Source organism: Flagellimonas iocasae (genome assembly GCF_042682725.1).
Taxonomy (GTDB): domain Bacteria; phylum Bacteroidota; class Bacteroidia; order Flavobacteriales; family Flavobacteriaceae; genus Flagellimonas; species Flagellimonas iocasae.
Genome location: NZ_JBHUHU010000003.1, coordinates 867,061 through 880,864, shown reverse-complemented (window position 1 = coordinate 880,864; position 13,804 = coordinate 867,061). Strand labels below are relative to the sequence as shown.

Here is a 13,804-nt window from a genome sequence, read left to right as displayed (position 1 = left end):
ATCATTCTTGGCTAAGGTTCAACTCCTTTTCATAGTGCCTTTTGACAAGCTCATTTTCCGTGAGGGTAATGGCTTTTTTTAGAGCTGACTGCTGCTCAGGCTTATTGCTTAATTCGGAAAAAATCTCAGCTTTGATGGCATGGTAAAGCCCTTGTACCTCCAAATCACTTATCGATTTAAGCGATTCCAATTCGGCTAGTCCTTCTTTTGCACCATGCACCTGATAAAATGAGATGATTCGATTTAATGCTGCCATGGGTGAATAAAAGAGTTTCAATTGCACATCGTATAGGTAAAGAATGCTTTTCCAATCGGTTTCCTCAAACGTTTTGGCCATACTGTGATAATAAGAACGGACGGCTTCCAAATGATAATCGGATGGAGTACGGTCCAAGGTCCCAGCTTGTTCCAAATGGCGAATCCCAATCGAAATCAATTCCTGATTGTATTTGGACCTGTCATGATTTTCCAAGGTCACCAATTCCCCTGCTTCGTCCAAGCGAGCATCAAACCGGGACGCGTGAAAACACATTAAGGCAATCAATGCGTTCAAATTGGGATGCTGGCAATAGTTGTTTTCTTTTAGTAAAAGGGCTAAACGGAGTGCCTCATAACAAATGTCCCTTTTTATGATTTGTGAGCCCGAGGTGGCAGCATATCCTTCCGAAAACAACAGGTAAATGACCCGCAATACCTGAAACAATCTATTCTGCAATCCCATTTGCACTGGAATTGTCAAAAGTTGTACTTCTTCCCTAAACTTTTTCTTTGCGCGGGTAAACGATTTGGCCACCGTCTCCTCTTTTTTCAACAAAGCATCTGCCAACTCCTTATTGCTGAATCCCCCAATCAATTTTAAACTCAAAATGATTTGATATTCCTGGGTCAATGCAGGATGACAACAAGCAAAAATCATTTTTAATTGACTGTCGGAAATGGATTGGTCCAACGTTGGGTCCACCGAAAGCTCAACATCCTTTGGAACTAGTTCTTCAATCGCTCCATATTCGATTTTTTTATCCCTTCGCAAAACATCGATCATCCTGTTGCTTGCTGCCCGATAAAGCCACGCCGTAGGGTTGTCTGGTATAGATTGATAGGCCCACACTTGCATGGCCTTGATAAAGGTATCTTGGGTGGCATCTTCAACTTGCTCCAGATAGGATGTTCCAAATTTATGGGTCAACAAAGCCATTACTTTTCCATATTCTGTTCGGAAAAGGTGTTCTATGGCTTTATGATGATTTTGTGACATAAGTAGTAAAGAAACAGACTTTGTCTGTTTCTTAAAAAATGTCATTTCGAGTGAAACGAGAAATCTATAGTATGCCAATCAAGAGTTTTTAGATTTCTCACATCCGTTCGAAATGACATTGGATTTTCAATGCTCCATGGTCAAGATTTCGCGGACTTCCACAAATGCCCCCTCATAATCAAAAATGGGGCATCCTTTGGATATTTCAACTGCTTCGTCAATATTCTTTGCCGAAACAATCAAATAGCCTCCAACCATCTCTGCTCCTTCGGCAAAGGGTCCATTGGTGACCAAATCCCCTCTATTTTTGACTACTTTTCCATCCTTATCCAAAGGAAGACCATCCAAAAGTTGTCCTTTTTCTTGAAGACCACCCATCCATTGGCCCCAAACCTCCATGTGGGCTTGTTTTTCTTCTTGCGACAGTTTATCAAAGGCATCATCACCGCCCCTGAACAAATACAAAAAATTACTCATCAGTTTAGATTTTATGTCCGCATAAACGGACTGTTATACTTTGTTTTCATCCTAAAGACGAAAGGTGGATTCTGGATTGGACAAGCCTGATAAATTTATTTAAAATAATCGCATTTGACCGTTTTTATGCTGCTCATGCAAGCCATAATTCAAGGATGGGAATTTTTTATCCTTAAAATAAAGTTGTTTGGCCAGTTTGGCCATATCATGGATTTGTGAGGCTATTTTTCCTTCACCACGACTTCGAACTCCAAACCGGCTATCGTTAATGGTTCCTCCATGGCAATCTTGAATAAGGTGCAACACCTTTTCAGCCCGTTCCGGCATCGCCTTTTTTATCCAATCCGTGAAAATTTGACCAATGGCACCATTGAGTCGAACCACCGTAAACCCAAACGAAAGTGCGCCGTGTTCTGAAACCGTCTTGGCCAGATTCAACAATTCGTGGCTGTTGATTCCAGGAATCATGGGGGCCAGCATGGCATTCACCGGAATATTATTTTCGGAAAGCACCTGTATGGCCTGCAATCTTTTTTGAAGGGAGGCCGTTCGGGGTTCTAATTTTCTTCTGGTTTTTTCGGAGAGGGATGTGATGGAAATATTCACACCCACCAATTGATGGGCATTCAATTCTTTTAAAATATCCAAATCGCGAAGAATAAGGGAATTCTTGGTGATGATGCCTACTGGATGTCGGTACTTAAGGAAGACTTCGAGACATTTTCGGGTAATCTCAAACTTTTGCTCAGCGGGTAGGTAGCAGTCTGTGTTCCCTGAAAGCACAATGGTCTCCGCCTTCCAATTTTTGTGTTTGATTTTGGCTTCCAATAGTTCTGGAGCTGCTTTTTTTACCAAAATCTTTCGTTCAAAATCCAATCCGGCACTATACCCCCAATACTCGTGGGCGTTTCGAGCGTAGCAATAGATACAGCCATGCTCACAGCCCTTATAGGGGTTCATGGAATACATCATCCCTACATCTGGACTGTCCACCTTGTTGACAATGGTCTTTGGAAAAATGGGAATGTATTGAGTCTTGTTGTTTTCCGCTTCTTCGCCTTCCACACGGCAGAATTCCAAAAAATCCTCCCGCATTTCGTATACGTGCTTTAGAAATTTGTTGGGTGTATTTTGTTGGGCACCTCTTCCTTTGAGAAATTCCTTGGATTCCATAAAACTGGATTTAATCCTAATTTATGGAATATTTCCAATTAATGGATTCTAAAAACGTAATTTAACGTTTAGAGCGTTTTAATTGAAATCTACCTTCACCAACTGCTTTTTACTGCCCCGTTTGGCATAAAAAAGCATGTTATCGGCCTGCTCGTTCTTTAAAGGTTTGGATACCATTAAAGGCAATCGCGCTTCTTGTTGGTCAATGATTTTTTCGTAATCCATTACCCCGTTTTCATCCAACGAGATGAGGAACACGTTTCGGTTTCGGCTTAATCCTTGTTTAAAAATCAGGCGTTCGTTGTTGATCAACTGGGGATTTTCGGCAGCAGTACAGATAAAGAAATAGGTTTTCCCGTCCTTGCAGTACGAGCTATAGGATGCATAGGCACCATCACCTTGGGTCACTTCGGTCTTGTTGATGTTGCGAGCCCATTCCATATTGCCTGTGGGGTCCAATTTTACGCTTACGATGTCATTGTAGTGATACCGCTCAATTTTCAGGCGTTGGCCTGCCCCGGTAACCTCAAGTCCTGAGGTAACGAAGTATTCCTCTGCATTGAAAAAGATTTCCTGCTCGGGAGTAATCTCTACGCCCTTGAACACAAGGTTTTTGATGTCCTTGTCTTCCTCTCGCCCAAATTTGTCATCCATGAACTGTTGTGAAAATGGATTGTACTTTCGGGCATTGATCTCCAACGTTGAAGGGTCAACCTCAAAATAGGCGATTCCATTGTAGCGATTATCCTTTCTATCCGCATAAAACCCCAAACAGACCAGTCTGTCGCTTAAAATAACAGGATATAGCGCCTCGGGATATTTTCCAGGGTCCACAAAAGACTGGGTCTTGCTTCCATTTTGGGAAATCTCGACCAGTTCGTATTGAAATTTCCTTTCATCTACCTGAAAACGTTTCTTTTTAAAATACGCCTTCCCCACGATGTATACCGTTTGTAGGTCAGGGCTGATGGCTATGTTCTCAAAAGCATAGTTTTTTTCCTCAATTTCTGCCGAAAAATCGTATTCAAACTTTTTGTGCAAGGCTGTATCAAAAAGATGAATGATGTGTTTGTTGTCTTTTCCTTTTTTATGGTGCGTGCTGATGATAAATCCTGTTTTATTTTCATTAAAAAGGATAGCGGTACTGAATCCATTGGAAAAATTGCGGTTGTAGTAGTTCTTGCCCACGGGGTTGTCCACCTCTTCGGAAGCAATGGAAAGCAGTTTTTCTTCCCTAAAATTAAACGCAATGATTGGACTGGTATGCACCCAATACTCATATTGCCCCCGGTCGTAGTTGTAGTTGAGGAACAATAGGTTCAGTTGTCCATTTTTAAGAAATCCGTCCACAAAATCCAAGCCTTTTAGCTTGTAGTTGTATTCAGAAACCAGTTCCAAATCTTTATTGTAATGTTCAATGAGGTACCCTTTTGGTTTTAAAATGAGTCCTTGATAATAGGCCCGTACCAAAATATAGCCTCCAGAACCATCCTCATCCAACGTCAGAAGGTTGGAATACCGATATCGGTCATTGAATTTTTCACCAAAATCATAGGAAACGGGCATCTTTTGAGCACCCGCAATCATCCCAATAAGAAGGAAACAAAATAAAAGTAGCTGTTTTTTCATCCGGTCTGGCTTAGTTAAGCCAATGGTCATGATCCGGGGAAATCCGCTTTGCGCTTTTCTAAAAAGGCCGATGTTCCTTCCTTGAAGTCATCGGTGCCAAAACAATGGCCAAAGGCATCAATTTCCACGGCATAGCCATCAGCATCATACTTAAAACCAGCATTTACTGCTTTTATTGCATGTTTTATGGCCACAGTGGAATTATTCGATATCCTGCTCGCTATTTTAACGCACAGGGGCAGTAATTCTTCGGGGGAGACCACATGATTCACCAATCCGTAGGCAAAGGCTTTATCTGCATCGATCATTCCTGCCGTCATGATCATTTCCAAGGCCCTTCCCTTACCGATAAGCTGTGGCAACCGCTGTGTACCACCATATCCGGGGATAACGCCTAGAGAAACTTCGGGAAGACCCATACGAGCATTGCTACTGGCAATCCGAAAATGACAGGCCATTGCCAGTTCCAAACCTCCTCCAAGGGCAAAACCATTGATGGCGGCTATAACGGGTGTAGTAAGACCTTCAATAAGGTTGAACAGGTTTTTTTGACCCATGGCAGATAGTTGTCGACCTTCCTTCACCGAAAAATGAGCGAATTCGGAAATATCCGCTCCGGCCACAAAGGATTTTAGCCCATTTCCAGTAATGATGATCACCTTGGTTTCATCGTCCTCATCCAATTCCTTAAAGGCCACATGAAGCTCTTCAATAGTCCGTCTATTGAGGGCGTTCATTTTCTCGGGCCGATTAATGGTAATGGTCGCAATACTGTTTTCCTCTTCTATGTAAATGTTCTCGTAGTCCATGTGCAGTTTTTTGGTTGCCTTTATTCTTTTGGAAACCGAATGGTGAAGACGGTTCCCTTTCCTTCTTTTGAAGTAAAAGTAATGGTTCCTCCATAGTTTTCCACAATGTTTTTTACCATGCCAAGTCCTAGACCAGTACCACTGGATTTTGTGGTGAACTTGGGTTCGAACACCCTGTGTTTCACCTCATCTGAAATACCCACGCCGTTGTCAGCCACTGAAATTTTAACCTGCTGTCCTTCCTTGGCCACCGTGACCAATATTCGGGGTGATTCCACCTCTGGAACAGCTTGAATGGCATTTTTGACCAAGTTGGTGATTACCCGTATAAGTTGCGTACGATCCAACTTGGCGATAATTTCCTCCTCATCCGTAATGAAGTGAATGTAATCTTCATTGAAAATTTCCAAGGCCAGCTTCACGATTTTCACCACGTTCAGCGTCTCATTTTGCTGTGCCGGCATGTTGGCGAAGCTGGAAAACGCTGTGGCAATATTACTCATGGTATCTATCTGCTGTACCAAAGTTTTGGAAAACTCTTTTACTTTAGTTTGAATGGCAGGATCATTAGGGTCGAACTTGCGCTCAAAGTTTTGTACGGTCAATCGTAAAGGGGTCAAGGGATTTTTGATTTCATGTGCCACCTGTTTTGCCATTTCACGCCATGCCTGTTCTCGTTCGCTACGGGCAAGTTTTACCGCACTTTCTTCAAGTTCGTCAATCATTCGGTTATACGAATCCACCAATTTGTCGATTTCCTCACCGGGATTTTCCAAATAAATTTTTTCATTTTGTTGGGTGAGGTTGGTCCGTTTCATTTTATCAGAAATGGTCTGTAACGAGCGGGTAATATATTTTGAAATGAAATAGGCCAAAAATATAGCTGAGAGCAGCATCACAAGATACACGGCTCCCAATCGCAATAAAAACTCTTTTAACTCCTTATTATTGAATGAGTTGTCTTCAAAATAAGGAAGGTTCATTATCCCGATAGGTTTGAACTTTGGGTCGTTGATGTAGGTGTAAATAGCTTGGTAATTATCGCCCGCAGCCCTTTTCTCCTCAACATACCTCTTGTCTTTGCTCTCCCGAAGGTAGTTCAACACCTGTGCATCTAAACAGTTTGAGATGGAATCAGCCTCAAAACTCGGTCTTGAACTTTTGATAAGGTTTCCATCCAGATCATAGATATTAAAGTTTACATTTTGAACATCCGCAATTTCATAGATATCGTCCTTGAAAATCAATGCGAGATTCTCGGCAGTGACCGGATATGTGGTTTTTTTGATGGTATAGACAATGCTTTGTACAACTTGCTCCTCCTTTCGCTCCAATCGGTTTTGGTGGTAATCCTTGGCTTCTTCTCGATACTGGTAAATGGTAACCCCCGCAATCAATACGGATGCGATGACCACAAGCAGAATCATGCTGAAAAATATCCGGGACCGTAAGGAGAGTTTACTGAACAAGCTTACCAGATTTGAGATAAAATTACGCAATTATCAAGCCAAATCAAGCTCAAGTTCAAGTTCAAGTGACAAACCCAAGTTCGCGTAAATTTGAATTCTGTCCTTTTGAACTTGATACTTGACCATTGCACTTGAACTTTTCAAGCATTCGGATTTTTATCTTGTATGCGTTTGTACAACCGAATCCCAAGCATCAACAAAATGCCCAAAACCACAATTCCAATAACGCCATAAATCCAATTGAAGGCGTTTTTTAGAATGACCAAGAACACCACGGCGAATAGAATCAGTGTGGCCACTTCGTTCCATATCCGCATAAATCTTGAGGTGTAGTTGACCTCATCCCGCTGTAATTGTTTGAATATTTGGTGACACTTGAAATGGTATCCAAATAACAATACCACAAAAGCCAGTTTCACATGCATCCAAGGTTGCTGTAACCACACTGGCATCAAAATCAATAGCCAAATGGCGAATAGGGTACACAAGATGGCCGAAGGCCAGGTGATGATATACCACAACCGTTTGGTCATCAATTTCAACTGGTTGCTCAGAATTTCTTTATCGGGTGATGGTTTTTGGGTTGCTTCAATATGGTAGATGAACAGTCTGGGAATATAGAACAGCCCGGCAAACCAGGTCGCCACAAAAATCAAGTGCAATGATTTAATATAATTGTACAGCAATATGCCTTGTTTTTAAGTTCTACATTCGGATGGCACCAATACCATTCTCCCACAGCTTTTTATTGTAATTGGGGATATCAGTGTTCATTAAAGTCTGGGCGCGTTGCCGCAATCCCACCCACTGGGCATCCAATTCTTTTTTTCGATCCTTTGAAGGTTGATTGATTTTGGGCAATGCACTGTTGCTATGGTTCGCCATGAACAAATACTCAGCCGTAAACTTGTTGGGGAAATTCTCCACATCATCATACGCCTGCGACTTGCGCTGCACCATATCTTCGTCCCATGCCTTTAGTTTGGCCAACAGAGCCTTTCCTTCTTCTTTTAGGGATTCGTCCTTCAAGCCCTCCAAAAGCTCCTTCAATTGCCCCTGAACCTTGAACAAGGTATTCAATTTCTGGTGCATGTCGGTCAAGTTGGCTTCAACCTCAGTCATAAAAGCATCGTGCTCCTTATAATTTTCTGGTGTTACATCAACATTTGGAGTAGGTACTACGGTGCCTTGAGCGGTTACCGTTTCTCTGGCGGCTTTTAAACGGATAGTATAGGTTCCCGGAGGGACTTTATGTCCTGTGAAATCCGCTTCAATGTACACATTTGGAATCCCGGGAACTATGGGTGTCTTTAAATCCCACACAAATCGATTCAATCCTTTGTCTGTTCCCAAAACGGGTGCTGGTGGTGCGCCTCCTCCATGGTGTGGAATATAATCCTCATCTTTTTTGGAGGTAAAACTGCGGACTATTTTGCCCTGACCATCCAAAATTTCCATGGTGATTTCCGTACTGTCCATCGCCTTGGGCAGATTGTAATAGATGACCATGCCATTGGCTGGGTTCACGCCTTCAAACGGATTGGTGCCTTCAACCTCTTTTGAGCTACTGCTCAATGGACTTCCCCAAAAACCATAAATGGCATCTTCGGGTGAAAAAAGTTTTAACGCATTGGGGTTCGATGTGTATTGCGACAAGGTGGTGATGTTGTCCAGAATCCAGAACGAACGTCCGGACGTGGCAACAATCAAATCCCCTTTGTGAATCTTTAAATCGGTGATGGGCGCCTTGGGTAGATTTAATTGTAAGGGCTCCCAGCTTTTACCATCATTCCAAGAAATGTACAACCCCTTTTCCGTACCAGCATAGAGCAATCCTTTGCGCTCAACATCTTCGCGAACCACTCTTGTAAATGCACCATACGGAATTCCAGAACTGATATTCGTCCATGTTTTTCCATAATCGGTACTCTTGTACAAGCCCGGAGTATGGTCATTGAATTTGTATCGGGTTGTGGCAATATAAACCGTAGCAGGATCGTGTGGCGACACCTCAATGGCATTGACCAAGCACTCCTGCAATCCTTTTGGGGTGATGTTTTCCCAAGTCTCGCCTCCATTTCGGGTTACGTAAACCAACCCATCATCGCTTCCAGTGTATAGAACTCCCTTTTCATGGGGCGATTCAATGATGTAGGCCAACGTACCATAGTTCTCGGCGCCTACAGCCTCATTGGTATAAGGTCCTCCGCCTTTTCCCTGAAGCGCATCTTGGTCACGGGTAAGGTCAGGAGAGATTTCTTCCCATGTCATTCCATTATCTCTGGTACGAAGTACCAATTGTGCCCCGTGATAAAAAGTGCCGGGTTCGTGTTTTGACCAAATAATAGGGGCATTCCAGTTGTACAGATATTTCATATCCCGTGCATCGCGACCTAAATATTGAATGGGTGCCGCCATGACATTGGTGGACATTTTGGATTCCATATCCAGCAGTTCAATGGTACCCAAATAACTCCCGCCCATCACATAGCGCGGATTATCCGGGTCGAAGCCCAAAAAGGCACTTTCACCACCTGCAGAATAATGCCAATCTTCCAGACTGATGCTCCATCGACCCACAGAAAGACTAGCAATTTTAACTGAAGTGTTGTCCTGCTGTCCGCCGTAAATATTGTATGGAAAGAGGTTGTCGGTATTGATGCGATAAAACTGGGCCGTGGGCATATTATACGGTTGCGTCCAGTTCTCACCACGGTTGAACGTAATGACGGCTCCTCCATCATCGGCCATAACCATGTTTTTGGAATCCTTCGGATTGATCCAAAGATCATGGGTGTCTCCATGGGGTACCTCAATGGTTTCCCAGGTTTTCCCGCCATCTTCAGACCGAAACATTTCAGCACTCAACACGTAAACCGTATCCTCATCATTGGGGTCGGCAAACACTTCAATATAATACCAAGCGCGCTGTACCAACCGATTGTCTCCACTGACCATGCTCCAGGTTTTTCCAGCATCGTTGGACACAAAAAGTCCGCCTTTATCCGCATTGGAATCACTCTCAATAATGGCATATACTTTATCAGAATTCGCAGGACTGACATCAATGCCCATCTTTCCTTTTTCTTTGGGAAGCCCTTCCGTCAATTCCGTCCAAGAATCGCCTCCATCAGAACTTTTGTACAATCCGCTACCTTCACCTCCACTGATCACTATATTGGGCTTGCGCTGGTGCTCCCACATGGCTGCATACAGCACCAAAGGATTGTTGGCATCCATAGAAAGTTCCACAGCACCGGTACCTTCATCCACAAAAAGGATGTTCTTCCACGTTTTGCCCCCATCGGTTGAGCGATACACGCCCCGTTCCTTGTTGGGCCCGTACAATGCTCCTTGGGCAGCGACATAAACAATATCGGGGTTGGTAGGATGAATGACAATTCGAGAAATATGCTGGGTTTTTTCCAATCCAAGTTTAATCCAGGTCTTTCCTGCGTCGTTGGATTTGTAAACCCCATCTCCGTAGGAAGTCATTACCCCTCGAGGCGGATGTTCTCCCATTCCGCAATAGACAATATTCGGATTCGATTCCGATACAGCCACTGCTCCCACGGAACCCATTTCAAAGAAACCGTCTGAGATATTGTCCCAACGTTGTCCGGCATTGCTGGTTTTCCAAAGTCCACCTCCGGTGGTGCCCATATAATAGGTCAATGGGTCACCCACCACACCACTTGCAGTTACGGAACGGCCACCTCGAAACGGACCGATGTTCCTAAACTTCATGGGTTTAAAATACTCGTTTGCGGTCTGGCCAAAGGTCAAAGTTCCGCAGAGTGCACACAGTAAAAAGAATCCTTTTTTCATGGCCGAAGTTTTACATGCTTAATCCTCTATACTCAAATACTCTAATCCCAAACTGTTGAACTCATCATTAAATGCTTGGATTTCTTCATCCACCAAGGCATCAAAAGCGGTCAATTGTTTTTTGATTTCAACCGACAGTTCATTTTTGACGGCAATATCTTGGTCCGTTGGTGGAAAATCATCAATGGAAACCAAACTGTTCAAGTGTGCCAATTTGTTCGTCAATCGGATTGGGAAATTCAATGGGTCTTGATTACTTCTGTTTTGGGTTTGATACAATTCCTTTTCAATGGAACCGAATTTCTCTTTCATGGTTTTGGCTTTCTCCACTAGAGCTTTTGTGGCCTCTTCATCCTTATATTTTTTGATGAATTCTTCCAACTTTCCATTCACGGCCCGAATTTTTTTAATGGATTGGTGTGCCAAATCCACCGTTGCATTCACCTCCGAAATGAAATCATACTGCTCTTGCATATCGGCAACCGTTGCTTCCGCTCTTGGGTCTGGAAGAATTTTGAAATCTTCTGTTTGTGTACTTCCGTTAACCGTTAGACTCACCTTATAGGTCCCCGGCACCGCCTTTGGTCCGCTTAAATTGGCCCACCAAAGAATCATCCCATCCAATTTCTCTGCGCTCTTGCCCCTTGTATTCCAAACATGGGTATTACCGCCTTTCTTCACCGTCAGTTTTTTGTCCTTATCTTCTGCGTAATTGCTAAATGAAACTAAGGTGTCTCCAGACATTGAGGAATAGGTGAGCGCAACGCTATCCTTTTCAGCAAGGTTGTTCAAATAAAAATGGGTCACCACACCGTTGGGATGGTTTTGACCTTCGGTCAGTGAAGGTTTTTGTGCCGCGGTGCCCTTGGTGCGATAACTGTCTTTTGGATGATATAAAATGGCGCTTGCTGATTTTTTTGCATCATCCAATTGATGAAGCACCGTAAGATCGTCGATAATCCACAAACTTCTGCCTTGGGTAGCCACAATCAAGTTGTCATTTTTGATGGTTAGATCCGTGATAGGAACAATGGGTAAGTTCATTTGGAACTTTTCCCAGTTCTGCCCATCATTAAAGGAAATGTACATGCCCGTTTCCGTTCCAGCATATAACAATCCTTTTCTTTTTGGGTCCTCACGAACCACACGGGTAAAATGTTCACTTTCGATGCCGTTCGTAATCTTGGTCCAAGTTTTTCCGTAATCGGTTGTCTTATACAAATACGGGGCAAAATCACCCAATTTGTATCGTGTGGCGGCAACGTAGCAAGTACCTTCATTAAAAGCTGAAGGTTCAATACTGTTGATCATATTCCACTCAGGCATGTTGGGTGGCGTAACATTTTCCCACGTTTTTCCACCATCTTTTGTCACGTGAATCAAACCATCATCACTACCTACCCAAAGCAATCCTTCTTTAAGGGGGCTTTCGTTGGCCGCAAAAATGGTGCAATAGTATTCCACACTGGTATTATCCTGAGTGATGGGCCCACCACTGGAAACCAATTTTGTGGGATCGTTTCGTGTTAGGTCATCGCTCAATAATTCCCAGCTTTGACCTTCATTGGTGGTCATGTGCACGTGGTTGGAGAAGGTATACAATTTTTTAGGGTCGTGCTTACTGAACATAATCGGGAAATTCCATTGGAAACGGTATTTCATTCCTTCCGCTCCATAACCCATAGGGTTATCTGGCCAAACATTTACCCCCCTTGATGTATTCTTTGCATGGTTAACACGCACCAACAAGCCGTCATAACTACCGCCATAAACAATATCGTCGTTTGTTGGGTCCACAGCAATATGGGCCGATTCACCTCCGGCGGTTTCCTCCCAATCATCCTCACCAATAGAACCATCATCGCTTCTATGGTTGATTCGCAAGGTTGAATTATCCTGTTGGGCTACATAAATCCGATATGGAAAAGCATTGTCCGTAGTAACCCTATAAAATTGTGCGGTGGGCTGGTTGTACATGGTACTCCAAGTTTCGCCACCATCATAGGTTATTTGAGCGCCACCATCATCGGCCATTATCATTCTGTTGGAATCTTCCGGGGCAATCCAAAGGTCATGGTGATCCCCATGAGGAGCGTTTGAAGACGTAAATGTTTTACCTCCATCGGTACTTTTATGATAACTTACATTCAACACATAAACAATGTCCTCATCATTGGTATCTGCATAAACCCGGGTATAATACCAGGCACGTTGTCTTAGGCTTCTATCACTATTAACAAGTGTCCATTTATTGCCTCCATCATCAGAGCGATAAAGTCCTCCTTTGTCCTTGTTTTCGACCATGGCCCAAACCCGATTGCTGTTTTTTGGAGAAACGGCCACGCCAATGATCCCTAAGGTATCCGCAGGGAAACCGTCTTTTTTGGAAATCTCGGTCCAAGTTTCACCGCTATCGGTACTTTTCCAAAGTGCGGAACCTTCGCCACCACTACTTAAACTATAGGGTGTACGCTGTATTCTCCATGTGGATGCATATAATATCCTTGGATTGTTGGGGTCAAATACTAGATCAACAGCACCAGCCATGTCATTGGCATAAAGCACTTTGTTCCAAGTAGCACCTCCGTCGGTACTTTTATACACACCTCTTTCCTTGGTAGGTTTGTACAAATTTCCCATTACAGCGGCATAGACGGTATTGTAATCTGTGGGGTGAATACGCATACGGGAAATATGTCGGCTATTCTCCAACCCAATGGATTTCCAGGTTTTACCGGCATCTTCCGTTTTCCAGGCACCATATCCAGAGGATACATTACCACGGACTGTCTGTTCACCACCGCCAACATAAATTACATTATGGTCGCTTTGGGCAACTTCAACGGCTCCGATACTTCCGCCAAAAAAACCATCAGAAATATTACTCCAGGTAATACCCCCATCTGTGGTTCTCCAGACACCTCCGCCTGTGGCTCCAAAATAAAATAGATTGGGTTCTCCTGAAACGCCGGCCACGGTACCTGAACGACCTCCACGGAAGGGGCCTATCAGCCTATATTCCAGACTGGAATAGAGCTCCTTTGGATATTCGGGAGTGGCTTGAGTATTCTTTTTTCGTTGGGATTGAACTGGGGCGATGCATAAGATTCCGGCAAGCACAAGCATACCGATTTTGAGAAAGCAAGTCTTCATTTTAAAAGTGT

At 43.5% G+C, this 13,804-nt stretch carries 9 protein-coding genes; all 9 read right to left on the bottom strand.

Annotated features, from left to right (window positions below; translation table 11 throughout):
* Position 1 precedes the first annotated feature (1 nt).
* A complete protein-coding gene (locus tag ACFSJE_RS11205; protein WP_379831062.1) occupies positions 2–1,255 on the bottom strand; it encodes an RNA polymerase sigma factor in 1,254 nt (417 codons plus the stop codon).
* A 126-nt stretch (positions 1,256–1,381) separates the two neighbouring features.
* Positions 1,382–1,732 carry a YciI family protein gene (locus ACFSJE_RS11200; protein ID WP_379831061.1) on the bottom strand — a complete coding sequence of 117 codons (351 nt, stop codon included), beginning with the start codon at positions 1,730–1,732 and terminating at the stop codon, positions 1,382–1,384.
* Between the two features lie 99 nt (positions 1,733–1,831).
* Positions 1,832–2,905 (bottom strand): PA0069 family radical SAM protein, encoded by a 1,074-nt coding sequence (locus ACFSJE_RS11195; protein WP_379831060.1) that lies wholly within the window; start codon positions 2,903–2,905, stop codon positions 1,832–1,834.
* Positions 2,906–2,983: 78 nt separating this feature from the next.
* Positions 2,984–4,534, bottom strand: coding sequence for a hypothetical protein (locus tag ACFSJE_RS11190; RefSeq protein ID WP_379831059.1), 1,551 nt, complete (start codon positions 4,532–4,534; stop codon positions 2,984–2,986).
* Positions 4,535–4,560: 26 nt separating this feature from the next.
* Positions 4,561–5,343 carry an enoyl-CoA hydratase/isomerase family protein gene (locus ACFSJE_RS11185; protein WP_379831058.1) on the bottom strand — a complete coding sequence of 261 codons (783 nt, stop codon included), beginning with the start codon at positions 5,341–5,343 and terminating at the stop codon, positions 4,561–4,563.
* A 20-nt stretch (positions 5,344–5,363) separates the two neighbouring features.
* Complete coding sequence (locus ACFSJE_RS11180) at positions 5,364–6,770, bottom strand: sensor histidine kinase (RefSeq protein WP_379831560.1); 1,407 nt, start codon at positions 6,768–6,770, stop codon at positions 5,364–5,366.
* Between the two features lie 182 nt (positions 6,771–6,952).
* Positions 6,953–7,501 carry a CopD family protein gene (locus ACFSJE_RS11175; protein ID WP_379831559.1) on the bottom strand — a complete coding sequence of 183 codons (549 nt, stop codon included), beginning with the start codon at positions 7,499–7,501 and terminating at the stop codon, positions 6,953–6,955.
* Positions 7,502–7,517: 16 nt separating this feature from the next.
* Positions 7,518–10,640 (bottom strand): VPS10 domain-containing protein, encoded by a 3,123-nt coding sequence (locus tag ACFSJE_RS11170; protein ID WP_379831057.1) that lies wholly within the window; start codon positions 10,638–10,640, stop codon positions 7,518–7,520.
* An 18-nt stretch (positions 10,641–10,658) separates the two neighbouring features.
* Complete coding sequence (locus ACFSJE_RS11165; RefSeq protein ID WP_379831056.1) at positions 10,659–13,793, bottom strand: WD40/YVTN/BNR-like repeat-containing protein; 3,135 nt, start codon at positions 13,791–13,793, stop codon at positions 10,659–10,661.
* Between the last annotated feature and the right edge of the window lie 11 nt (positions 13,794–13,804).